This window comes from Ancylobacter sonchi, assembly GCF_018390695.1.
GTDB lineage: Bacteria > Pseudomonadota > Alphaproteobacteria > Rhizobiales > Xanthobacteraceae > Ancylobacter > Ancylobacter sonchi.
This window is the reverse complement of sequence record NZ_JAHBGF010000046.1, coordinates 238,033-261,739: the sequence shown is the minus strand read 5'-3', so window position 1 is coordinate 261,739 and position 23,707 is coordinate 238,033. Positions and strand designations below refer to the sequence as shown.

The window sequence follows — 23,707 nt, the reverse complement described above, 5'->3', positions numbered from 1 at the left end:
CCGGCGCCCCCGTTCAGATCGACTGCGGGAAGCTGAACAGGTTGGTCGGGTCCACCGCCGCCTTGATCCGCTCGAGCCGACCGAGATTGGCGCCGTAATAGCGGGCGCGCCAGTCGACCAGCGAGGCGTCCGGGAAATTCTGGAACGCGCCCGCACCGCCGAAGCGGTTCACCACGCCATAAAGCGCGTCCTGCCACGCCTTGGCGGCGCGCACGGCCTCGGGCCGCGCGGCGTCCTCGGCATTCCACACCGCGCCGACCACGCCGAGCCACCGGCTGTCGCGATGCACGAAGGCGGTCGCCTCCGGCGGCGTCTCGTTCACCTGCCCGCCGGTCTGGAAGAAGAACAGGCTGGCCTGCGCCCCGGTGCCCGGCCACTGCCGCAGATGCTCGATGGTGGTTTCGAGGAACTCCTCCGACGGCGCGCTCGCGAGGAAAGCGGAGCGCTCGCGGTACCAGCCCGGTTCGCCGGGTTCCATGAGGAAGTGCTGCGCCTCCCAATAGGCGAGCTCGCGCACATCGGTGAAGTCCGGCACGGCCACGGCCAGCACCGGCGCCAGCAGGGCGAGGAACTCCTCGCGCGACCCGGCATATTGCGCCAGCAGCGTAAGCGGCACCTGCCGCCCCTTCGCCGCCAGCGCCGGGGTGACGCCACCGAGCGCGATGCGCGAACCGAGCACGCGCGGGCCGGCATCGGTGCAGGCGAACAGCGCCTTCGCCGCCTCCAGCGTCTTGTCGCGCCAGACCAGCCGCGCCACCGTCAGCCGCGCGTCGACCGGCTGGGTCTCCAGCGTGAACGAGGTGCTGACGCCGAAATTGCCGCCGCCGCCGCCACGGATCGCCCAGAACAGATCGGTCTCCTCATCGCCCGACAACGCCCGCACCCGGCCGTCGGCGGTGACGATCTCGGAAGCGACCAACCGGTCGGCCCCGACGCCGAAGCGGCGCATGTTGAAGCCGATGCCGCCGCCGAGCAGGAAGCCGGCGGCGCCGACGGTCGGGCAGCGCCCGTGGGTGATCATCCGGCCCGCCCCGCGCAGCGCCTCGTAGACCTGCGCATTGAGCGCGCCGGCGGCGACGCGCACCCGTCCGCTCGCCGCGTCATAGGCGATGGCGTTCATCGGCGACATGTCGAGGACGACGCCCCGGCTGGTGGAGAAGCCGGTATAGGAATGGCCGCCGCCGCGAATGGCGAACGGCATCTCGTAATCCTGGCACCAGGCCAGCACCTCGGCGATCATCTGCGGCGTCCGGCACGGCACGACCGCCTCGGGCCGCACCTGTTCGAAGCGCAGATTGTTCGGCAGCGCCTCGGCGGCGAATTGCGGGCTCGACGGGCGCAGCAGGCCGCCCTCGGTGATGCGGGCGAGGCGACCCCAGCGATCCGGCACGACGGCGGACGCGGCGGGGACGGGCGACGTGGTTTCCTGACCGAGAAGCGGCCCGATCCCCAGTGCGGTGGCGGCTGCTGCGCCGCCAACCAGCAGGCCGCGGCGTGTCACCCGTGCTCGATCGCTCATCTCGCCCTCCCCTCGCGCCGATATCACCGGCGTCTTGTCCTGCGCGATGTCTTACGCCGCCGCCGGTTGGGGAAGTGTTAGCGCCCGCCGGCGCCCCGCGACCGCACACAGCAAAACGCCCGCGACGGTCTCCCGTCGCGGGCGTTGCAGCGTCGAAGCCGGGTCGTTCAGTGCTCGATGTCGACGTCCTTGGTCTCCGGGCCGAGCAGCAGCGCGACGAGCGTGATGCAGGCCATCGAGGACAGGTAGATGCCGACCCAGAATGGCGAGCCATTGCCATAGCGCCACAGCGCCACCGCGATGAACGGCGCCACCGCCGCGCCGAGGATCGACGACACGTTGTAGGCGATGCCCGAGCCGGTGTAGCGCACATTGGCCGGGAACAGCTCCGGCAGCAGCGCCCCCATCGGGCCGAAGGTCATGCCCATCAGCGTGAAGCCGAGGACCAGCCACGCCATCACGCCCAGCGGACCGGCGGCCAGCATCGGCACCCAGACGAAGCCGAAGGCGATGATGCCCAGCGTGATCCAGATCAGCGTGCGGCGACGGCCCCAGCGGTCGGCCCAGGGGCCGGAGAGCAGGGTGAAGATGCCGAAGAACACCACGCCGCCGATCATCATCAGCACGAAGGTGCGGTAGTCGTAGCCGAGGCCGGGCACGCCGGCACCGGGCGCGGCGCGGCCATAGCTGAGCGAGAAGGTGGTCATCAGGTAGAAGAGCACATAGGTCGCCAGCATGTAGAAGGTGCCGAGCACGATCGCCTTGAAGTGGTTCTGGAAGGCGGCGGCCAGCGGCACGCGGGTGACCTTGCCCTTCTGCACCGTCTTCTCGAAGGCCGCGCTCTCGACCAGGTTGAGACGCACCCACAGGCCGACGATCACCATGACGATCGAGAACAGGAACGGGATGCGCCAGCCCCATTCGAGGAAGGCCTGCGACGGACGCGAGGGATCGTCGGAAGGCAGCACAGCGGCGATGATCAGGAACAGGCCGTTGGCGACGATGAAGCCGATCGGCGCGCCGAGCTGCGGGAAGGTGCCGTACACCGCCCGCTTGCCGGGAGGCGCGTTCTCGGTAGCGACCAGGGCCGCACCGCTCCACTCGCCGCCGAGCGCGAAGCCCTGCGCGAGACGCATGATGACCAGCAGAGCCGGGGCGAACCAGCCGGCCATCTCATAGGTCGGCAGAGCGCCGATCAGGAAGGTGGCGATGCCCATGGTGAGCAGCGCGCCGACCAGCGTCGCCTTGCGGCCGCGCTTGTCGCCGAGATGGCCGAAGAAGATGGCGCCGAGCGGACGCGCCACCATCGCCGCGCCGAACACGGCGAGCGAGGCGAGCAGCGCCACGGTGTCGTCGCCGGCCGGGAAGAACAGGTGCGGAAACACCAGCACCGCCGCGGTAGCGTAGACGTAGAAATCGTAGAACTCGATCGTGGTGCCGATCAGGCTGGCGAGAATGACGCGGGATCGCGGATTGGCGACGGCGGGTTCCGCCCGCTCCGCGGCAGCTGCAAAGGACATCGTCGAAAAGGCTCCGTGGGTGGCGCGGCCCATCGGGGCGCGGCGCCAGACGAAAGCGCGGCGGGGCCAGCTTCGGCCCATGGCCGCGCGCGATTGGCGCCCGTCATATACCGAGCCTGCGACGGAATGAACCGCGCTCAGCGCATGGCTTATAATTCTATGGTCGTAGACGCGCAGACCACGACATTTTCTTGCGCGGTGTGGAGGGCCAGTTTGCCGGGCTGCGTTTCTGCATCCGCCCCAGCCGCCCACCACTCGAAATTGCCGCCTCCTTCTCATCCCCTCCTGTTGGGGAGAGGTGGCCCGCGCAGCGAGACGGTGAAGGAGCCCCATTGCGGAGCCTTGGAGCGTCGTCCCCCCTCACCCCGCCCCTCTCCGTCAATATCGGATCTATCCGATGTTGGACTCATCGAGTGCGGAACCCGGCTGCAGCCGGGTTGCGTGCGGGAAGAGGGAGCATCGCCGCTCTTTGGGTAGTGACGGGAAAGACATCGAGATGACCCAGCCACGGACCGCCGCGAAAAATGGTCGGACCTAGCCGGGCAGGCCCACCTCTCACACCCGCGACATCCGGTTCCAAGCGTCGAGGCCGGCGATCTTGTAGGCCTCGGCCAGCGTCGGGTAGTTGAAGGTGTTCTCGATGAAATAGTCGATGGTGCCCTTCAGGTTCAGCACCGCCTGGCCGATATGGATCAGCTCGGTGGCGCCCTCGCCGACGATGTGCACGCCGAGCAGGCGGCGGGTCTTCACCGAGAAGATCATCTTCATCATGCCGGTGTTCAGCCCCATGATGTGGCCGCGCGAGGTCTCGCGGAAGCGGGCGATGCCGCATTCATAGGGGATCTCCCGCCGGCGCACCTCCTCCTCGCTCATGCCGACCGTCGACATCTCCGGCACCGAATAGATGCCGTAGGGGAAGAATTCCGGCGGCGGCGGCGGCTCCAGCCCGAAGGCGTGGCAGGCGGCGACGCGGCCCTGCTCCATTGAGGTGGAGGCGAGGCTGGGGAAGCCGATCACGTCGCCGGCGGCATAGATGTGCGGCACCGAGGTCTGAAGCGTCTTCGGATCGACCTTGAGCCGGCCGCGATGGTCGACATCGAGCCCCGCCGCGCCGAGATTGAGCGTGTCGGTGGCGCCGACCCGGCCGGCGGCGAACAGCAGCATGTCGGTGGTGACGGTACGCCCGTCGGAAAGCCGGCAGATCGGGCGGCCATCATTGCCGAGCTCGATGGAGCCGACATTGGCGCCGAGCCGCAGCGAGACGTTGCGGTCGCGCAATTCGTGCACGAACTCCTCGATCAGTTCCTTGTCGATGAAGTCGAGGAAGCTCGAGCGTGGCTCGATCAGCGTCACCTGCACGTCGAGCGCGCTGAAGATGGTGGCGTATTCGACGCCGATCACCCCGGCGCCGATCACCGCGAGGCTGCGCGGCAGGCGCGGCAGTTCGACGATCTCGTCGCTGTCGAACACGTTGGTGCCGTTGAACGGCACATAATCCGGCCGGAACGGCCGCGTGCCGACGGCGATGAGGATGTGCGAGCCGGAGACGGTGGTGTGCTCGCCGGTCTCGCCGGTGATCTCGATGTCATAGGGCGAGACGAAGCGCGCCTCGCCGCGCGCGGTCTTGACCCCGTTGCGGCTGAACTGGTGTTCCAGCACGTCGACCTCGTGATCGAGCGTCTTGTGCAGCCGCGCCAGCAGGTCGGCGGCGCCGATATCCTGCTTCACCCGGTAGGAACGGCCATAGAAGCCGCGCTCGCGCCAGCCCGACAGATTGAGCACCGTCTCGCGCAGGGTCTTGGAGGGGATGGTGCCGGTGTGCACGGACACGCCGCCCACCCGGCGCCCCTTCTCCACCACAAGCACCGACTTGCCGATCTTGGCGGCCTGCACGGCGGCGCGACGGCCGGACGGGCCGCTGCCGATGACGATCATCTCATAATCAGGCATGGGTCGCCGTCGCTCCTGCGGGCCTCGCTCCCTGCCCAATGCACGATGAATGCCAAGCCGGTATGACGTTCCGCGTTTCCGCCCCGACATTTCCCGGCTAAAAACAATGTGGAGCGAGCAGAGGAGACGGGTCTTGGCAGAACAGCGGCAGCAGGCGGAGGGCGCCGGCGCAAAGGAAGCGGCCGGGACGGAAGCCAGCGCGGAGGATTTGCGCACCGGCTCGGGCGCGCCGGCCACCAATGAGCGCACGCTGGAACAGGCGCTCGGCCTGCAGGTGCGCGCCATCCGCCGCGAGCTCGACCTCACCGTCTCCGATCTCGCCAGCGCCGCCGGCATCTCGGTCGGCATGCTGTCAAAGATCGAGAACGGGCTGATCTCGCCGTCGCTCGGCACGTTGCAGGCGATCTCCAGCGTGCTCAACGTGCCGATCTCCAGCCTGTTCTCCGGCTTCGAGGAAAAGCGCGACTGCTCCTTCGTGCCCGCTGGACAGGGCGTGCATATCGAGCGGCGCGGCACCAAGGTCGGCCACCAGTACGAGCTGCTCGGACATGCGCTCGGTGGCGAGGTGGCGGTGGAGCCCTATCTCATCACGCTGAGCGAGGAAGCGGTGCCCTATACCGGCTTCCGCCATGCCGGGGTGGAGTTCATCCACATGCTCACCGGCGAGGTGGTGTACCGCCACGGCGACCGCACCTATCACCTGCGGCCGGGCGATTCGCTGATGTTCGATTCCGCCGCCACCCACGGGCCGGAGGAGCTGCTGGTGCGGCCGATGACCTATCTGTCGATCATCATCTACCCGCGCGACCCGATCTGACCGCCGCCGCCTCTCACCTCCGAACTTTTCCTAACAGGAAAAATTTATTCCCCCACATTGACGCCACGCCGCGTTGCCCGTACATCTCCCTCACGATCAACCGGAACGGTTTGCGGGAGACGCGCGGATGTGCGGAATTGTCGGCCTCTTCATCAAGGACCCGAAGCTGGAACCCCAGCTCGGCGCCCTGCTGGCGGAAATGCTGGACGTGATGTGCAGCCGCGGGCCGGATTCGGCCGGCTTCGCGGTCTATGGCAGCGGCAAGGACGGCACGGTGAAGCTCACCCTGCGCGGCCCGGCCGGCACCGACTTCGCCGCCATCGGCGCGGCGCTCGGCCATGAGGTGACGCCGCGCGACACCCATGCGGTGCTCACCGTCCCCGCCGCCGCGGAAGCGGATGTGCGCACGGCACTCAAGAGCCGGTTCCCGGCGATCGACGTGATCAGCACCGGCGCCCGCATGGAGCTCTACAAGGAAGTCGGCCTGCCCGCCGACGTCGCCAAGCGCTTCAAGCTGGAGACGATGAGCGGCACCCACGCCATCGGCCACACCCGCATGGCGACCGAGAGCGCCGTGACCACCGACGGCGCCCACCCCTTCTCCACCGGCTCCGACCAGTGCCTGGTGCATAACGGCTCGCTGTCGAACCATGCCGGCCTGCGTCGCCGGCTGGAGCGCGAGGGCCTCCACCTCGCCACCGAGAACGACAGCGAGGTCGCCGCCGCGTACCTCACCTACCGCATGCGCGAGGGCGACACGCTCGGCGAGGCGCTGGAGCATTCGCTCGGCGATCTCGACGGCTTCTACACCTTCGTCGTCGGCACCGAGAGCGGCTTCGGCGTGCTGCGCGACCCCATCGCCTGCAAGCCGGCCGTCATGGCCGAAACCGATCAATATGTCGCCTTCGGCTCGGAATACCGCGCGCTCGCCGGCCTGCCGGGCATCGAGAACGCCCGCGTCTTCGAGCCGGAGCCGGCCAAGGTTTATTTCTGGGACCGCGCAGCATGACCCTTTCCGTGAAGCCTGCCGGCGACGCCGCCGGCCTCCAGCTGGTCGACCTGTCGACCTCCAGCGTGCGCGAGCTCAACGCCGCGCTGCACGCCCTCGGCCCCGACACCAACCAGACCTTCTGGAAGGTGGCGCACCCCAATGGCCGGCACGCCATCGCCGCCGGCCTCGATGCCGCCATCGACATCGAGATCGACGGGCCGGTCGGCTATTACTGCGCCGGCATGAACAAGCGCGGCCGCGTCGTCATCAACGGCAATGCCGGCGTCGGCGTCGGCGAGAACATGATGTCGGGCTTCATCCATGTGAAGGGCGACGCCAGCCAGTCGGCCGGCGCCACCGCCCATGGCGGCCTCCTCGTCATCGACGGCAACGCCTCGGCGCGCTGCGGCATCTCGATGAAGGGCATCGACATCGTTGTGAAGGGCTCGGTCGGCCACCTCTCGGCCTTCATGGGACAGGCGGGTTCGCTCGTCGTGCTCGGCGACGCCGGCGAGGCGCTCGGCGACAGCCTCTACGAGGCCAAGCTGTTCGTGCGCGGCAAGGTCGCCGGCCTCGGCGCCGACTGCATCGAGAAGAAGATGCGCGACGAGCACAAGGCGCTGCTGGCGTCGAAGCTCGACGCCGCCGGCATCCTCGGCGAGGTCGATATCGGCGAGTTCCGCCGCTACGGCTCGGCCCGCACGCTCTACCATTTCCACGTCGACAACGTGTCGAGCTACTGAGGGGCGGGACCATGAACGATCTCACCAATACCCCGCGCACCAAGCCCCGTACCTCGGCGACCTTCGACGAGTACACGCTGTCGGAGATCCGCCGCGCCGCGGCGACCGGCATCTACGACATCCGCGGCGCCGGCGCGAAGCGCAAGCTGCCGCATTTCGACGACCTCCTGTTCCTCGGCGCGTCGATGTCGCGCTACCCGCTGGAAGGCTATCGCGAGAAGTGCTCGACCGAGGTGGTGCTCGGCACCCGCTTCGCCAAGAAGCCGATCGAGCTGAAGATCCCGATCACCATCGCCGGCATGAGCTTCGGGTCGCTCTCGGCCAACGCCAAGGAGGCCCTTGGCCGTGGCGCCTCGGCGATGGGCACCTCGACCACCACCGGCGACGGCGGCATGACCAATGAGGAGCGCGGGCACTCGACCCAGCTCGTCTACCAGTACCTGCCCTCGCGCTACGGCATGAACCCGGACGATCTCAAGCGCGCTGACGCCATCGAGGTGGTGGTCGGCCAGGGCGCCAAACCCGGCGGCGGCGGCATGCTGCTCGGCCAGAAGATCACCGAGCGCGTCGCCGGCATGCGCACCCTGCCGGTCGGCATCGACCAGCGCTCCGCCTGCCGCCACCCCGACTGGACCGGCCCGGACGACCTCGAGATCAAGATCGAGGAACTGCGCGAGATCACCGACTGGGAGAAGCCGATCTATGTGAAGGTGGGCGCGGCGCGGCCCTATTACGACACCGCGCTCGCCGTGAAGTCCGGCGCCGACGTCGTCGTCGTCGACGGTATGCAGGGCGGCACCGCCGCCACGCAGGAGATCTTCATCGAGCATGTCGGCATCCCGACGCTCGCCGCCGTCCGCCAGGCGGTGAAGGCGCTGCAGGACCTCGGCATGCACCGCAAGGTGCAGCTGATCGTCTCCGGTGGCATCCGCAACGGCGCCGATGTCGCGAAAGCCCTGGCGCTCGGCGCCGACGCGGTGGCGATCGGCACGGCGGCGCTGGTGGCGCTCGGCGACAACGACCCGCACTGGCAGGGCGAGTACGAGAAGCTCGGCACCACCGCCGGCGCCTATGACGACTGGCACGAGGGCCGCGACCCGGCGGGCATCACCACGCAGGACCCGGCGCTGATGGCGCGGCTCGACCCGGTCGCCGCCGGCCGCCGGCTCGCCAACTACCTCGCGGTGCTGACGCTGGAGTGCCAGACCATCGCCCGCGCCTGCGGCAAGAGCCATGTGCACAATCTCGAGCCGGAGGATCTCGTCGCGCTGACCATCGAGGCGGCGGCGATGGCGAACGTGCCGCTGGCTGGCACCAACTGGATCCCGGGCAGCAACGGGAATTTCTGACCAGATGCCGCGCTTCGGCGCGGCATTTGCACATTCATCGCCTCAACGAGCCCGCCAACGGGCCGGGGGAATGGCACGAACACCGATTGCAGCAGGACCGTTTCAGATGGCCAATGATCTCGCTCACGCCGCCAAAGAGCTCGGCATCAAGTATTTCCTGATCTCCTATGTCGACCTGTTCGGCTCGCTGCGCGCCAAGCTGGTGCCGGCCCAGGCGATCGGCGGCATGCAGAAGTCCGGCGCGGGTTTCGCCGGCTTCGCCACCTGGCTCGACATGAGCCCGGCCGATGCCGACCTGTTCGCGGTACCGGACGCCGACAGCCTGATCCAGCTGCCGTGGAAGCCGGAAGTCGGCTGGCTGGCCTCCGATCTCGTCATGAACGACGAACTGGTGGCGCAGGCGCCGCGCAACGTGCTGAAGAGCACCATGCTGGGTGCCGAATCCATCGGCTACCAGATGAAGACCGGCGTCGAGTGCGAGTTCTTCCTGACCACGCCGGACGGCAAGAAGATCTCCGACGCCTCCGACGACGCCACCAAGCCCTGCTACGACCAGTCCGCCCTGATGCGCCGCTACGAGGTGATCAAGGAAATCTGCGACTGCATGCTCACCCTCGGCTGGGGCCCGTACCAGAACGACCACGAGGACGCCAACGGCCAGTTCGAGATGAACTGGGACTTCGACGACGCCCTCGTCACCGCCGACCGCCACGTCTTCTTCAAGTACATGGCGCGCTCCATCGCCGAGAAGCACGGGCTGCGGGCGACCTTCATGCCCAAGCCGTTCATCGACCTCACCGGCTCGGGCTGCCACATGCACACCTCGCTGTGGCAGGGCGACACCAATTTGTTCGAGGACGAGGACGGCGAGCTCGGCGTTTCCGACCTCTGCTACAACTTCATCGGCGGCCTGATCCACTCGGCCGACGCCATGTGCGCCTTCACCAACCCGACGGTGAACTCCTACAAGCGCATCAACGCGCCGCGCACCGTCTCCGGTGCCACCTGGGCGCCCAACACCGTCACCTATACCGGCAACAACCGCACCCACATGATCCGCATCCCCGATGCGGGCCGGCTGGAACTGCGGCTGCCGGACGGCGCGGCCAACCCCTACCTCGCCCCGGCGGCGGTACTGGCCGCCGGCCTCGACGGCATCCAGAACCAGCGCGATCCCGGCAAGCGCCTCGACATCAACATGTACACCGACGGCCACAAGGTGCGCGGCGCCAAGAAGCTGCCGCTGAACCTGCTCGACGCGCTGCGGGCGCTGGAGAAGTCCTCGGTGCTGAAGAACGCGCTCGGCGCCCCGGTGGTCGACGGCTTCCTCAAGCTGAAGCACGAGGAATGGAATGCCTATTCGCGCCACCTGACGGAATGGGAACGCGCCAACACGCTCGACATCTGAGCTTCAGAAGACAGAACAGCCTCACGGTCGGCGCTCCGCCATCCGACCCGGCACAGGCGCGCCCGCGATCTCGCGGATGAGCTTCTGCCGGATCGCGATGGGGAAGGCGTCGACCGAGCGCACCGGCAAGACGAAAGCACCCGGCCCGCCGATCACTTCCTCGACGAAATAGCGGACGAGTTCGTCGGGGGGAAAGGCGGTCTCGTCGTCGTCGGGGTCCTTGTAGACCAACGGCAGTCCATTGATGGTGATGCCGCGTGCCAGTATCACCCCGCGCGCCTCCCCAAGCGGGCGTCCGCGATTGCTGAAGCCGTCGCCGGACAGGTCGATCACCTGACGGTCGCCGGCATAACCGGCGGAGCCGAACAGGTCGGCGCAGAACAACAGCGCCTCTCCCATCGCGGTGCCATAGACAAGGCGCCCGGGCGAGCCCTCTGCAAGACGGTCGGCGAAGGCGTGCGCTGCCGCTGCGCCCTCGATCAGCGTCCAGGGCAACACGACCCGCTCGCGCCCTTCCCCACCCCATTCGACATAGGTGACGGCGATCCGCCCGCGCCGGCCCTGACGAATGGCGTCGATAACGGTCCCATCACGGAAGGCCGCGACGAAGCCGGCAAGCTGGAGCTGTTTTTCCGCGCGGTCCATCGAGGTGGAGACATCGGTGGCGAGCACCAGTTCCAGGTCGACCTCGACGGCTTCTCCCCCCTGCGCGTGCGAACCCTGCCAGGGCGCCGCAACGGTCATCGCCGCGACGGCTATCGACAGCGCGAGGGCAATGGCCGTCCCGCGCACGACCATACGCCACCCCCGCATGGTGCCCCTCACCTTTTGATCGCGGTTTTCACCCCGCGGGGCCGGGAGGCTGCGCGCCAATTGTTGCAGTATTGTTTGATCGGACGACGGGCGGGATCGGGACGGGAGGAAACCATGCCCCCGCGCTGCTTCAACGGGATTGTCTTCGACGAGGATTTTTCCTGCGCGCTTCGCGAGTCGAAGGTGGAGATCCACTTCACCCGCTCCGAGCGCGCCGTGCTGGAGGCGCTGGCCGGCAATGCCCGGCGGGTGATGAGCCGCGGCCAGCTGCTCGACGCCATAGCGGGGCCCGGCTCGGACTCCACTGACCGCTGCGTCGACTTTGTGATCAACCGGCTGCGCGCCAAGCTGGGAGACCGGGCGCGGACGCCGAGCTTCATCGCCACCCGATATGGCGAGGGCTATGTCTGGATCGCCTGGCCGACACGCGGGTGAAGACGGGGCTCAGAAGCGCAGCTCGTCCTTCACGTCGAACGGCACCACGCCGCGCCGGTCCGGGTCGAGCACGATGGCCCGGTCGAGCGGCGGAAACGCCCTGTCCGGGCAGTTCGTGCGCGGGCAGATGCGGCAATTGACGCCGAGCGGAGCGATGCTGGCCGCCTTCAGGTCGATCCCGTCGGCATAAACGATCTCCCCGGCATAGGAGAGCTCACAGCCGATGCCGAGCGCATAGCGCCGCTCGCGCTGGCCGAAGCGCTGCACGGGCTTGATGGCCCCCCGCGCGAGACAGAGATAGCGCACCCCGTCCGGCATCTCGCCGACCTGCGCCAGCAGCTTCGAGGGCTGTTCGAACGCCTCGTGCACGTTCCACACCGGGCAGGCGCCGCCATAGCGGGCGAACTGGAAGCGCGTAGCGCTGTGGCGCTTGATGACGTTGCCCGCGCGATCCACCTTCAGGAAGTAGAACGGCACGCCCTTCTCGCCCGGCCGCTGCAACGTCGAGAGCCGGTGGCACACCTGCTCCAGGCTGGCGCCGGTGATGGCGGCGATCAGGTCGAGATCGTGCCGCCGCTCCCGCGCCAGCCGCGCGAACCGGCGATAGGGCAGGATCAGCGCCCCGGCATAGTAATTCTGCAGCGACAGCCGGCACACCTCGCGGGCGGCGGTGCTGCGGAAGCCCGCCTCCGCCACATGCCGGTCGATCAGTTCGCCCTGCTCGAAGCGGGCGATGAGCGTGGCGAGGCGGAAGGCGCGGCTCGCCGGATCGAGCCCGCGCGCCAGCGTCGCCACCCGGCGATGCCGATCGAAGCGCAGCAGCGGCGCCTCCACCGCGTCGGAGGGCGCGGTCTCCACGCCGATATCGTGGCGCTCGCGCAGATGCCGCTCCAGCACCGCGCCGGCGTCGGGGCGGGCGAACAGGTCGAGCGCGGCGCTCTTCTCCTCCGCCGCCCGGTCGAGGCCGTCGACATAATTGTCGATGTAGTGGAAATGGTCGCGCACCTCGTCATAAGGGGCGAGGTTGCGGGCCTCGCCGTCGCCCTCGCCGCCGCCCGCCGAGGTAACCGCGTCGTCAAGCGCGGCGCGGCGCTCCACCAGCCGGCGCATCGCCCCATGCAGGCGCAGGAAGGCGTGGGCGAAGGCCGGCGCATGGGTGGTGGCGTTCTTCAGGTCCTGCAGGCTCGGCTCCAGCCCCCGGAACACCGGATCGGCCAGCGCCTCGCGCAGATCGGCGACGATGCGGTCGAGGTCATCGGCACCGAAACGGGTGATGTCGAGGTCGAAGGTGCGGCCGATGGCCAGCAGCACCGCGGCGGTGAGCGGACGCTGGTTACTCTCGATCTGGTTGATGTAGCTCGGCGACAACGAAAGGCGCCGTGCGAAGTCCATCTGGGTAAGGCCCAGCCTTTCGCGCAGATTGCGCACGGCATGACCGGCGAATACCTTCTTCGACATGATGGCCTCCGGCGAGGGCTCCCGATGAAACGGCATCATCCAGCCGTCCCGCCCTCTTCCCGACGCGGAGGGGGAGCTGGCGGGGTTCTGCTCTCCGCGCGTCGATCTTGTGAAATTTTTACAGTTTTACGATCCGCATTTTCACAGCTTATCGTGCGGGTCACAAGGGCTTAGAAGAGGCGAAGCGAGCGGGCGCCCTTCCGACTCTCCGGTTGGCGCCCCCGGAGAAGGTGCATGCCATGAAGCATATCCTCGACGAACTCGATCAGCGCCGCGCGGATGCCCGCCTCGGCGGCGGCGAGAAGCGCATCGCCGCCCAGCACAAGCGTGGCAAGCTCACCGCCCGCGAGCGCATCGAGCTGCTGCTCGACAGCAGCTCCTTCGAGGAATTCGACACCTTCGTCGAGCATCGCTGCGCCGATTTCGGCATGGAGGCCAACAAGATCCCCGGCGACGGCGTCGTCACCGGCTGGGGCACGGTGAACGGGCGGCAGGTCTTCGTCTTCGCCAAGGACTTCACCGTGTTCGGCGGCTCGCTGTCGGAGGCGCATGCCGCCAAGATCACCAAGATCCAGGACATGGCGCTGAAGACGCGCTCGCCGATCATCGGCCTGTTCGATGCCGGCGGGGCGCGCATCCAGGAGGGCGTCGCCGCGCTCGGCGGCTATGGCGAGGTGTTCAAGCGCAATGTCACCGCCTCCGGCGTCATCCCGCAGATCTCGCTGATCATGGGTCCCTGTGCCGGCGGCGACGTCTATTCGCCGGCGATGACCGACTTCATCTTCATGGTGCGCGACACCTCCTACATGTTCGTCACCGGCCCTGACGTGGTGAAGACCGTCACCAACGAGACCGTCACCGCCGAGGAACTCGGCGGCGCCAAGGTGCACACGTCGAAGTCCTCGGTGGCCGACGGCGCCTTCGACAACGATGTCGAGGCGCTCCTGCAGATGCGCCGGCTGATCGACTTCCTGCCGGCCAACAACCAGTCCGGCGTGCCGCAATGGCCGAGCTTCGACGACGGGGAGCGGCTCGATGCCTCGCTCGACACACTCATCCCCGACAACCCGAACAAGCCCTATGACATCAAGGAGCTGATCGGGAAGGTGGTCGATGAGGGCGATTTCTTCGAGATCCAGGCCGCCTTCGCCGGCAATATCGTCACCGGCTTCGGCCGGGTGGAGGGGCGCACGGTCGGCATCGTCGCCAACCAGCCGATGGTGCTGGCCGGCGTGCTCGATAGCGACGCCTCGCGCAAGGCGGCGCGCTTCGTGCGCTTCTGCGACGCCTTCGAGATTCCCATCCTCACCTTCGTCGACGTGCCCGGCTTCCTGCCCGGCACGGCGCAGGAATATGGCGGGCTGATCAAGCACGGGGCGAAGCTCTTGTTCGCCTATTCGCAGGCCACCGTGCCGCTGATCACCGTGATCACCCGCAAGGCGTTCGGCGGCGCCTATGACGTCATGGCGTCCAAGCATGTCGGCGGCGACGTCAACTATGCCTGGCCGACGGCGCAGATCGCGGTGATGGGCGCCAAGGGGGCTGTGGAGATCATCTTCCGCGCCGATATCGACGATCCCGAGAAGATCGCCGCGCGGACCAAGGAATATGAGGCGCGCTTCCTGTCGCCCTTCGTGGCGGCCGAGCGCGGCTATATCGACGAGGTGATCACCCCGCGCTCGACCCGCAAGCGCATCGCCCGCGCGCTCGCCATGCTGCGTTCCAAGCATGTCGAGGCGCCCGCCAAGAAGCACGACAACCTGCCGCTGTGAGGCTCATCCATGTTCCGTAAGATCCTCATCGCGAACCGTGGCGAGATCGCCTGTCGCGTCATCAAGACCGCCCGCCGCATGGGCATCAAGACCGTCGCGGTCTATTCCGATGCCGATAAGGACGCGCTGCACGTCGCGATGGCCGACGAAGCCGTGCATATCGGCGCCGCGCCGGCCGCGCAGTCCTACCTGCTGATCGACAAGATCATCGACGCGGCCAAGAAGACCGGCGCCGAGGCTGTGCATCCCGGCTATGGCTTCCTCTCCGAGCGCGCCGCCTTTCCGGAGGCGCTGGCGAAGGCGGGCATCGTCTTCATCGGGCCGAACCCCGGCGCCATCGAGGCGATGGGCGACAAGATCGAATCCAAGAAGGCGGCGGCGGCGGCGAAGGTCTCCACCGTGCCCGGCTATCTCGGCGTGATCGAGAATGCCGAACAGGCGTCTGTCATCGCCGACGAGATCGGCTATCCCGTGATGATCAAGGCCTCGGCCGGCGGCGGCGGCAAGGGCATGCGCATCGCCCATTCCCGCGACGAGGTGCAGGACGGCTTCGACCGCGCCCGCTCGGAGGCGAAGTCCTCCTTCGGCGACGACCGGGTGTTCGTCGAGAAGTTCATCGTCGATCCCCGCCACATCGAGATCCAGGTGCTGGGCGACAAGCACGGCAACGTCATCTATCTCGGCGAGCGCGAATGCTCGATCCAGCGCCGCAACCAGAAGGTCATCGAGGAGGCGCCCTCGCCGCTGCTCGACGAGGCCACCCGCAAGAAGATGGGCGAGCAGGCCGTCGCGCTGGCCAAGGCGGTGAACTATGACTCGGCCGGCACGGTGGAGTTCGTCGCCGGGCAGGACCGTAGCTTCTACTTTCTAGAGATGAACACCCGCCTGCAGGTGGAGCATCCGGTGACCGAGCTCGTCACCGGCATCGACCTCGTCGAGCAGATGATCCGGGTCGCCGCCGGCGAAAAGCTCGCCATCGCGCAGGACGACGTGAAGCTGAAGGGCTGGGCGGTGGAGAGCCGCGTCTATGCCGAGGACCCCTATCGCAACTTCCTGCCCTCCATCGGCCGGCTGACGCGTTACCGCCCGCCGGCGGAGCGGGTCGAGAGTGGGGTCACCGTGCGCAACGACACCGGCGTCTATGAGGGCGGCGAGATTTCGCTGTTCTACGACCCGATGATCGCCAAGCTGATCACCCACGCACCGACGCGCCTTGCCGCCATCGAGGCGCAAGCCGACGCGCTCGACGCCTTCGCCCTCGACGGCATCCAGCACAATATCCCGTTCCTGTCGGCGCTGATGGACCACCCGCGCTGGCGCGAGGGCAGGCTCTCCACGGGCTTCATCGCCGAGGAATACAAGGGCGGCTTTGCCGGCGCCGCGCTCACCCCCGCCCTCACCCGCCGGCTGGCGGCGGTGGCGGCGGTGATCGACAATATCGGCAATGCCCGCAAGCGGGCAATCTCCCAGCAATTGCCCGGACGCAGCGTGGTGTTCGAGCATCGCCGGGTGGTGCGGCTCGGCGATCTGTCGCTGTCCTGCGAGGTCGACCGCGCCGCCGGCGGCTTCATCGTCACCTTCCTCGACGATGAAGGGCGTGCCACCGGCACCTATGAGCTGCGCTCCGGCTGGAAGCCGGGCGAGCCGGTGTGGCACGGGACGTTCGACGACGAGCGGATCAGCGTGCAGGTACGCCCGCGCCTCAACGGCGTCGCGCTCGGCCATCGCGGCGTGGCGGTGGCGGCGGTGGTCTATACCGAGCGCGAGGCCGAGCTCGCCGCGCTGATGCCCGAGAAGCTGGAGGCCGGCAGCGGCAAGCAGCTGCTCTGCCCGATGCCGGGGCTGGTGGTCTCCATCGCGGTGGCCGAGGGGCAGGAGGTGAAGGCCGGCGAGGCACTTGCCATCGTCGAGGCGATGAAGATGGAGAACGTGCTGCGCGCCGAGCGCGACGCCACGGTGAAGAAGGTGCTGGCCAAGGCCGGCGACAGCCTCGCCGTCGACGCCGTCATCCTCGAATTCGCCTGAGGACAGTCCTCTATGGAACCCCTCGATCTCGACCTCGCCGCCCCGCCGGCCGCCACCCGCGCGGACTGGCTCAAGCTGGTCGAGGGCGTGCTCAAGGGCGCGCCCTATGACCGGCGCATGGTCACCCGCACCTATGACGGCCTGGCGTTCGACGCCCTGCCGCCGCGCCGCGTCGAGGCCGGGCTGGTCGCCGCCCGGCCGGCGGGCGCGCCGTGGAAGGTGCTGACCCGCATCGACCATAGCGATCCGGCCACCGCCAATGCGCAGGCGCTGGACGACCTCGCCAACGGCGCCGACGGCCTCGCCCTCGTCTTCGCCGGCGCCCCCTCGGCGCATGGCTTCGGCCTGCCGGTGACACGCGCGGCGATCGCCGGCACGCTTGACGGGGTGATGGCCGATCTCGTCACCCTGCGCGTCGAGGCCGGGCGCTTCCAGGGTCGCGACATCGCCCTGGCGCTGGCATCGCTGCTCGACGCCCAGGATCCCGGGACGCTCGACATCCGCTTCGGCCTCGATCCCATCGGCGACCTCGCCGCGCTCGGCGCCTCGCCGCTGGAATGGGACAGCCTGTCGCTGCGCCTCGCCCAGACCGTCTCGGCGCTGCGGCTGCGCGGCTTCATCGCGCCGATGGTGCGGGCGGACGGACGCCCGTACCACGTCGCCGGCGCCACCGACGCGCAGGAACTGGCGAGCGTGCTCGCCACCGCCGTCGCCTATCTGCGGGCGCTGGAGGCCTCCGGCCTCGCCATCGAGGAGGCCGCGCCGCTGATCGAGGCGACGCTGGTGGCCGATGTCGACCAGTTCCTCACCCTCGCCAAGCCGCGCGCGCTGCGGCTCATCTGGGCGGCGGCGCTGGAGGCCTGCGGCGTCGCCAGCCCGCCGCCGCTCGCCATCCACATGGAGACCGCCTGGCGCAGCCTCACCCGGCTCGACCCGCACACCAACCTGCTGCGCGGCACCATCGCCGCCTTCGCCGCCGGGGCAGGCGGAGCCGACAGCCTCGCCGTGCTACCGTTCACCCAAGCGCTCGGCCTGCCGGAGGCCAGCGCCCGCCGGCTGGCCCGCAACACCCAATTGATCCTCATCGAGGAAGCCAACATTCACCGCGTCGCCGATCCCGCCGCCGGCGCCGGCGCGGTCGAGGAACGCACGCAGGAGCTGGCCGCCGCCGCGTGGGAGCTGTTCCGTGCCCTCGACAAGGAAGGCGGGATCGTCGAGGCGCTGCAAGCGGGCAGCCTGCAGCGGCAGATCGGGCAGGCCCGCGCCGCCCGTGCGCAGGACATCGCCACCCGCAAGGCGCCGATCACCGGCACCTCGGAATTCCCGCTGCTCGGCGCCGCCGTGCCAGCCGTGCTGGCGTCGCTGCCGCGCCTCGATGCGCCGCCCCCCGCCGAGGGCGCGCTGCTGGTCGAGCCGCTGGTGCCGAAGCGCCTCGCCGAGCCCTTCGAGGCGCTGCGCGCTGCCACCGCACGGACCGAACCGGCACCCTCGGTATTCCTCGCCAATCTCGGCACGCCCGCCGACTTCACGGCGCGGGCCGGTTTCGCGAAAAACCTGTTCGAGGCCGGCGGCATCGCCGCGCCCGGCAATGACGGCTTTGCCGACGAGGCCGCCCTCGTCGCCGCCTTCCGCGCCTCCGGCACGCGGCTGGCCTGCCTGTGCGGGTCGGACGGCGTCTATGCGGAGCGGGGGGAGGCGGCCGCGCGGGCGCTGGAACAGGCTGGCGCCGCTCACCTGTGGCTCGCCGGGCGGCTGCCCGAGCAGGAGGCCGGGCTGCGTGAAGCCGGAGTGGACGGCTTCATCTTTGCCGGCTGCGACGTGCTGGAGTCGCTGCGCGCCGCGCATGCCGCGCTCGGGCTGAAGCCGGGAGCGGAACCATGAGCCCGCGCAGTGCCTTTACCCATCTCGGCATGGAGGCTGTCCGATGAGCCGCATCCCGAACTTCTCCGGCCTCGACTGGCGCCGGCCGGCGCTCGCCGCGCCGGACCCCGGCGCCGCCGACTGGATGACGCCGGAAGGCATCGCGGTGAAGTGCAGCTACGGCCCGGACGACCTCGCCGGGCTCGGCTTCGTCGACAGCTATCCAGGGCTGGCGCCGTTCCTGCGCGGCCCCTACCCGACCATGTACGCCACCCAGCCCTGGACGATCCGGCAGTATGCCGGCTTCTCCACGGCGGAGGATTCCAACGCCTTCTACCGGCGCAACCTCGCCGCCGGCCAGAAGGGCCTGTCGGTCGCCTTCGATCTCGCCACCCATCGCGGCTATGACAGCGACCATCCGCGCGTCGCCGGCGATGTCGGCATGGCCGGGGTGGCCATCGATTCCATCCTCGACATGCGCACGCTGTTCTCGGGCATCCCGCTCGACAAGATGAGCGTGTCGATGACCATGAACGGCGCGGTGCTGCCGGTGCTGGCGCTCTATGTCGTCGCCGCCGAGGAGCAGGGGGTGAAGCCGGCCCAGCTCTCGGGGACCATCCAGAACGACATCCTCAAGGAGTTCATGGTCCGCAACACCTATATCTACCCGCCGGCGCCCTCGATGCGGATCATCTCCGACATCTTCGCCTTCACGTCATCGGCGATGCCGCGCTTCAACTCGATCTCGATCTCCGGCTACCACATGCAGGAAGCCGGGGCGACGCAGGACCTGGAGCTCGCCTACACGCTCGCCGACGGGCTCGAATATGCCCGCGCCGGCGTCAAGGCTGGCCTGCCGATCGACAGCTTCGCGCCGCGCCTGTCGTTCTTCTGGGCGATCGGCATGAACTTCTTCATGGAGGTCGCCAAGCTGCGCGCCGCCCGGCTGATCTGGGCGAAGCTGATGGCCGATCTCGGGGCTGAGAATCCGAAGTCGCTGCCGCTGCGTACCCATTCGCAGACCTCCGGCTGGAGCCTCACCGCGCAGGACGTGTTCAACAATGTGATACGCACCATGGTCGAGGCGATGGCGGCGACGCAGGGCCATACCCAGTCGCTGCACACCAACGCGCTCGACGAGGCGCTGGCGCTGCCGACCGACTTCTCCGCCCGCATCGCCCGCAACACCCAGATCCTCTTGCAGCAGGAGAGCGGCACCACCCGCGCCATCGACCCGTGGGGCGGCTCGTTCTATGTGGAAAAGCTGACCGCCGATCTCGCGGCGCGGGCGAGCGCGCACATCGCCGAGGTCGAGGCACTGGGCGGCATGGCGAAGGCCATCGAGGCCGGCATCCCCAAGCTGCGCATCGAGGAGGCGGCGGCGATCACGCAGGCGCATATCGACGCCGGGGCGCAGACCGTGGTCGGCGTCAACAAGTACAAGCCGGCGAGCGAGACGCCCATCGACGTGCTCAAGGTCGACAATTCCGCCGTCCGCGCCGCCCAGATCGACAAGCTGCGCCAGCTGAAGGCCGGGCGCGATCCGCAGGCACTCGACGCCGCGCTCACCGCGCTGCGCAACGGCGCGGCCGGCGGCGGCAACCTCCTGGCGCTCGCCATCGACGCCGCGCGCGCGCGGGCGACGGTCGGCGAGATTTCCGATACGCTGGAGAGCGTCTTCGGCCGGCATCGCGCGGAAATCCGCGCCGTGTCGGGCATCTATCGGCGGGAGGCGGAAAACACGGGAGCTCGCGGCATGAGCGACAAGGTCGCGGCGGTGCGCCAGCGGGTCGAGGCCTTCGAGAGCGAGGAAGGAAGGCGCCCGCGCATCCTCGTCGCCAAGGTCGGGCAGGACGGCCACGACCGCGGCCAGAAGGTGATCGCCTCCGCTTTCGCCGATCTCGGCTTCGACGTCGACATCGGTCCGCTGTTCGCCACGCCGCAGGAAGCCGCCCGGCAGGCAGTGGAGAACGATGTGCACGTCATCGGCATCTCGTCGCTGGCGGCCGGCCATCTCACGCTGGTGCCGCAGGTGAAGGCGGCGCTGGAGGCGGAGGGGCGCGGCGACATCATGATCGTGGTCGGCGGCGTGGTGCCGCCGCAGGACTATGAGGCGGTGCGCGCCGCCGGCGCCGAGGCGATCTACCCGCCCGGCACGGTGATAGCCGAGGCGGCGGGGGAACTTGTCGAGGCGATCAGCCGCCGCTTGGGGCATGGCCGGGCGGCAGCCGAGTAGCGCGCCCGGCCTTCCCTACCGCGTCCTCCCTGGCTCAGCGCGTCCTCCAGGCATCCGGAGCCCCGACATTGGGACTTTCCGCCAGATCGAGTTCGAGCATCGTCGATCCATCGACGATGGCGCCGGCGGTAAAGGCGCCGTAGGAACGCAGCGTCAGCACCGCCTCGCCACGCTCGGCATTGATCGTGTAGCGGTCCGGCGAGAAGGAATCGTGCAGGTAGAACACGACCTTGCCGGTGACGGGCGCAGCTCCCCTGGTCGGGCGCACCGCCAGGGTGAGCTTGCACCAATCGCCATTCAGCATCGATTCCTCGACCGTCGCGCTCAAAACGCGACCATTTTGCCGCTCATTGCCTCCAAATCGACCTTTGTTCGGATCGTTTGCCAGGATCGGCGGCGGCGGCTCGACGAATTCCGGCAACGCCTCGGACAGGGGGGTCTCGCCCGGCGGTGCGAGCATCGCCTTGAGCGAGGCGACCTCACGGAAGAGCTGATCGAGCTTCACATTGATGTTGCTGTCCACCTCGGTCGTGGCGGCAATGTTGTTGGTGTCGATCTTGGCGAGCGCCGCCTTGACCCCGTCCGACCCGAAGGAAAACGACTCGATCTTCGGCGCCAGCAAGGTGACGATGGCAAGGGCGAGGAGAATGCTGACTTTCGATCCGTCGCCAGCGATCTGGCCGAAAGCTTCCGCTGCGGCGATGATCAGGCACATCACGGCGATGATGATGAAAGGCTTGTTGAGCGACTTCTGCCAACCGGCATAGGCCGCAGCGGCGGCGGCTCTGACATTGTCCATGAAACTGCCCCCCGGCAGATGAAAAAATACCCTCATAAATTGTATATGGATCGACAATCCTCGCAACAGGTTGCGACACGGGATCGTTGGCACAACGATTGCTTACAGGTCTTGTATACAAGCCTGTGAGCCCAGCGTGATGAACCCGTCTACCGCCAATATCGAAGAAGCGATCCTCTCCGCCATCCTGGCCGGTCGTATCCCGCCCGGTACAAGGCTCGGCGAACAGAAGCTCGCCGACCTGTTCGGCGTCTCCCGCACCCGCGTGCGCGAGGCGATGATGCGGCTGGAGACGCGCGGCATCGTGCAGGTGAGCGCGCGGCGCGGCTGGTTCGTGGTCGAGCCGTCCGCCGACGAGGCGCGCGAGGCGTTCCAGACCCGCCGCGTCATCGAGACCGGCCTGTTGCAGACCGTGCGCGAGGTGCCGCCCAAGGTGCTCGCCAGCCTCAAGGAGCATGTCGCCATCGAGCGGCAGGCCATCGAGACGGGCGACGTGTCGTCGCGCGCGTGCCTGCTCGGCGACTTCCACATCCATCTTGCCGACGCGCTGGGCAACCGGCTGCTCACCGAGATCATCCGCGACCTCACCGCCCGCACCACGCTGATCTCCATGCTCTACCAGCCGACCGAGAAGGCCGAGGAATCCAGCCACGACCACGAGGACATCGTCGCGGCGATGGAGGCCGGCGACCTCGCCGGCGCCGCCCGGCTGATGGACGAACACATCGGCAAGGTGGAGGCCGGCCTCGACCTCTCCGCCAAGCCCGACCCGCTCGCCTCGCTGCGCGAACTGCTGGTCCCGTCGACCTTCAGCGACGTCGCCCCTTCCATGCCGCACGCCCACGGCGCCGCGGCACCGCATGCGCATCATCATCCATCGACTAAAGAGGACTGATCCATGAACCGCCGTACCCTGCTCGCCCTACTTGCCGGCGCTGTCGTTGCCGCGCAGGCACTGCCTGCCCTGATCCAGCCGGCGCATGCCGACGCGCTCGCCACCATCGAGGCCGGCAAGGTCATCCGCATCGCCGTGCCGCAGGACTTCCCGCCCTTCGGCAGCGTCGGCGCCGACATGGCCCCCAAGGGCTATGACGTCGACGTGGCCAAGCTGATCGCCGAAAAGCTGGGCGTGAAGCTGGAACTGGTGCCGGTGACCAGCGCCAACCGCATCCCCTATCTCCAGACCAACAAGGTCGACCTCGTCATCTCCTCGCTGGGCAAGAACCCGGAGCGTGAGAAGGTCATCGACTTCTCCGCCGCCTATGCGCCGTTCTTCAACGGCGTGTTCGGCCCGACCGACGTGGCGGTGAAGGAGGCGAAGGATCTCGCCGGCAAGACCATCGGCGTCACCCGCGGCGCGGTGGAAGACCTCGAACTGACCAAGGTCGCCCCCGCCGACGCCACCATCAAGCGCTACGAGGACAATAACGGCACCATCTCCGCCTTCCTGTCCGGGCAGGTCGACGTCATCGCTACCGGCAACGTGGTCGCCGCCGCCATCCTCGCGCGCAACCCGCCGAAGAAGCCGGAGATCAAGTTCCTGATCAAGAACTCGCCCTGCTATATCGGCCTCAACAAGAACGAGCCGGCGCTGCTCGCCAAGGTCGACGGCATCATCGCCACTGCCAAGAAGGACGGCGCGCTGGACGCCATCTCCGAGAAGTGGCTCGGCACCAAGCTGCCCGCCGATCTGTGAGCGGCTTCGTGGCCCGATCGTCCGGACTGACCTGAAGGCGCCCCGTCGCTCGCAGGTCCGATCGCCCCCGTAACCTCTCCCCACCCGAACCCGGCTGTTGCCGGGCTCGGGTCGGGCAAGGCCGAAGCCGCAAATATCCGGCTCGGGTGGAGAAGTGGTCCGCGCAGCCGGTTGGTGAGGGGCGGCTCGACTGGGAAGCGTCGAAGGCCCTCACCCACCCTTCTCCATCGAACTCGGCTGTTGCCGGGTTTGACCTACCAAAGATCGAGCTCGGCAACAGCCGGGTTCGAGGCGGGGAAAGGGAGCTACCTGCATC

The 23,707-nt window shown here is 68.4% G+C and carries 18 protein-coding genes; 12 read left to right on the top strand and 6 right to left on the bottom strand.

What is annotated here, in order from left to right; translation table 11 throughout:
- Positions 1-13: 13 nt before the first annotated feature.
- The 3 genes from KHC28_RS25405 to sthA form a co-directional block, all read right to left on the bottom strand.
- Entirely contained in the window at positions 14-1,519 is a 1,506-nt protein-coding gene (locus KHC28_RS25405) for an FAD-binding oxidoreductase (protein WP_214011165.1), read from the bottom strand.
- 167 nt (positions 1,520-1,686) lie between these two features.
- Complete coding sequence (locus tag KHC28_RS25400; protein WP_214011164.1) at positions 1,687-3,039, bottom strand: MFS transporter; 1,353 nt, start codon at positions 3,037-3,039, stop codon at positions 1,687-1,689.
- A 555-nt stretch (positions 3,040-3,594) separates the two neighbouring features.
- On the bottom strand, positions 3,595-4,989 hold the full coding sequence (gene sthA, locus KHC28_RS25395) for a Si-specific NAD(P)(+) transhydrogenase (protein WP_214011163.1): 1,395 nt from the start codon (positions 4,987-4,989) through the stop codon (positions 3,595-3,597).
- A gap of 106 nt (positions 4,990-5,095) precedes the next feature.
- On the opposite strand from sthA, the gene KHC28_RS25390 reads away from it, so the two are divergent.
- The 5 genes from KHC28_RS25390 to glnT all read left to right on the top strand — a co-directional run bounded on the left by KHC28_RS25390 (position 5,096) and on the right by glnT (position 10,297).
- Positions 5,096-5,806: a helix-turn-helix domain-containing protein gene (locus KHC28_RS25390; protein ID WP_376772798.1), complete on the top strand. Its 711-nt coding sequence runs from the start codon at positions 5,096-5,098 to the stop codon at positions 5,804-5,806.
- 127 nt (positions 5,807-5,933) lie between these two features.
- Complete coding sequence (locus KHC28_RS25385) at positions 5,934-6,815, top strand: class II glutamine amidotransferase (protein WP_214011162.1); 882 nt, start codon at positions 5,934-5,936, stop codon at positions 6,813-6,815.
- Positions 6,812-7,540 carry a GltB/FmdC/FwdC-like GXGXG domain-containing protein gene (locus tag KHC28_RS25380; RefSeq protein ID WP_214011161.1) on the top strand — a complete coding sequence of 243 codons (729 nt, stop codon included), beginning with the start codon at positions 6,812-6,814 and terminating at the stop codon, positions 7,538-7,540. Before KHC28_RS25385 ends, KHC28_RS25380 begins: the two co-directional genes overlap by 4 nt.
- A gap of 11 nt (positions 7,541-7,551) precedes the next feature.
- On the top strand, positions 7,552-8,889 hold the full coding sequence (locus KHC28_RS25375; RefSeq protein ID WP_214011160.1) for an FMN-binding glutamate synthase family protein: 1,338 nt from the start codon (positions 7,552-7,554) through the stop codon (positions 8,887-8,889).
- A gap of 106 nt (positions 8,890-8,995) precedes the next feature.
- Entirely contained in the window at positions 8,996-10,297 is a 1,302-nt protein-coding gene (gene glnT / locus KHC28_RS25370; RefSeq protein WP_214011159.1) for a type III glutamate--ammonia ligase, read from the top strand.
- A gap of 21 nt (positions 10,298-10,318) precedes the next feature.
- Here the strand turns inward: glnT and KHC28_RS25365 are convergent, their stop codons facing one another.
- Positions 10,319-11,095: a DUF1194 domain-containing protein gene (locus KHC28_RS25365; RefSeq protein WP_214011158.1), complete on the bottom strand. Its 777-nt coding sequence runs from the start codon at positions 11,093-11,095 to the stop codon at positions 10,319-10,321.
- A 129-nt stretch (positions 11,096-11,224) separates the two neighbouring features.
- Between KHC28_RS25365 and KHC28_RS25360 the strand changes: the two genes are divergently transcribed.
- Positions 11,225-11,545 carry a winged helix-turn-helix domain-containing protein gene (locus tag KHC28_RS25360; RefSeq protein ID WP_214011157.1) on the top strand — a complete coding sequence of 107 codons (321 nt, stop codon included), beginning with the start codon at positions 11,225-11,227 and terminating at the stop codon, positions 11,543-11,545.
- A gap of 9 nt (positions 11,546-11,554) precedes the next feature.
- On the opposite strand, the gene KHC28_RS25355 is transcribed toward KHC28_RS25360, so the two are convergent.
- Complete coding sequence (locus KHC28_RS25355; protein ID WP_214011156.1) at positions 11,555-13,003, bottom strand: helix-turn-helix domain-containing protein; 1,449 nt, start codon at positions 13,001-13,003, stop codon at positions 11,555-11,557.
- A 239-nt stretch (positions 13,004-13,242) separates the two neighbouring features.
- Between KHC28_RS25355 and KHC28_RS25350 the strand changes: the two genes are divergently transcribed.
- The 4 genes from KHC28_RS25350 to scpA are packed head-to-tail and all read left to right on the top strand — an operon-like array spanning position 13,243 to position 20,896.
- Positions 13,243-14,775, top strand: a complete 1,533-nt coding sequence (locus tag KHC28_RS25350) for an acyl-CoA carboxylase subunit beta (protein ID WP_214011155.1) — start codon at positions 13,243-13,245, stop codon at positions 14,773-14,775.
- Positions 14,776-14,784: 9 nt separating this feature from the next.
- On the top strand, positions 14,785-16,800 hold the full coding sequence (locus KHC28_RS25345; RefSeq protein ID WP_214011154.1) for an acetyl-CoA carboxylase biotin carboxylase subunit: 2,016 nt from the start codon (positions 14,785-14,787) through the stop codon (positions 16,798-16,800).
- A 12-nt stretch (positions 16,801-16,812) separates the two neighbouring features.
- Entirely contained in the window at positions 16,813-18,681 is a 1,869-nt protein-coding gene (locus KHC28_RS25340; protein ID WP_214011153.1) for a methylmalonyl-CoA mutase family protein, read from the top strand.
- A gap of 43 nt (positions 18,682-18,724) precedes the next feature.
- A complete protein-coding gene (gene scpA / locus KHC28_RS25335) occupies positions 18,725-20,896 on the top strand; it encodes a methylmalonyl-CoA mutase (protein WP_214011152.1) in 2,172 nt (723 codons plus the stop codon).
- A 34-nt stretch (positions 20,897-20,930) separates the two neighbouring features.
- On the opposite strand, the gene KHC28_RS25330 is transcribed toward scpA, so the two are convergent.
- Positions 20,931-21,752 (bottom strand): pYEATS domain-containing protein, encoded by an 822-nt coding sequence (locus tag KHC28_RS25330; protein ID WP_214011151.1) that lies wholly within the window; start codon positions 21,750-21,752, stop codon positions 20,931-20,933.
- Between the two features lie 82 nt (positions 21,753-21,834).
- Between KHC28_RS25330 and KHC28_RS25325 the strand changes: the two genes are divergently transcribed.
- Positions 21,835-22,590 (top strand): GntR family transcriptional regulator, encoded by a 756-nt coding sequence (locus KHC28_RS25325; protein ID WP_214011150.1) that lies wholly within the window; start codon positions 21,835-21,837, stop codon positions 22,588-22,590.
- A 3-nt stretch (positions 22,591-22,593) separates the two neighbouring features.
- Positions 22,594-23,391 carry a transporter substrate-binding domain-containing protein gene (locus KHC28_RS25320; protein ID WP_214011149.1) on the top strand — a complete coding sequence of 266 codons (798 nt, stop codon included), beginning with the start codon at positions 22,594-22,596 and terminating at the stop codon, positions 23,389-23,391.
- Positions 23,392-23,707 lie beyond the last annotated feature (316 nt).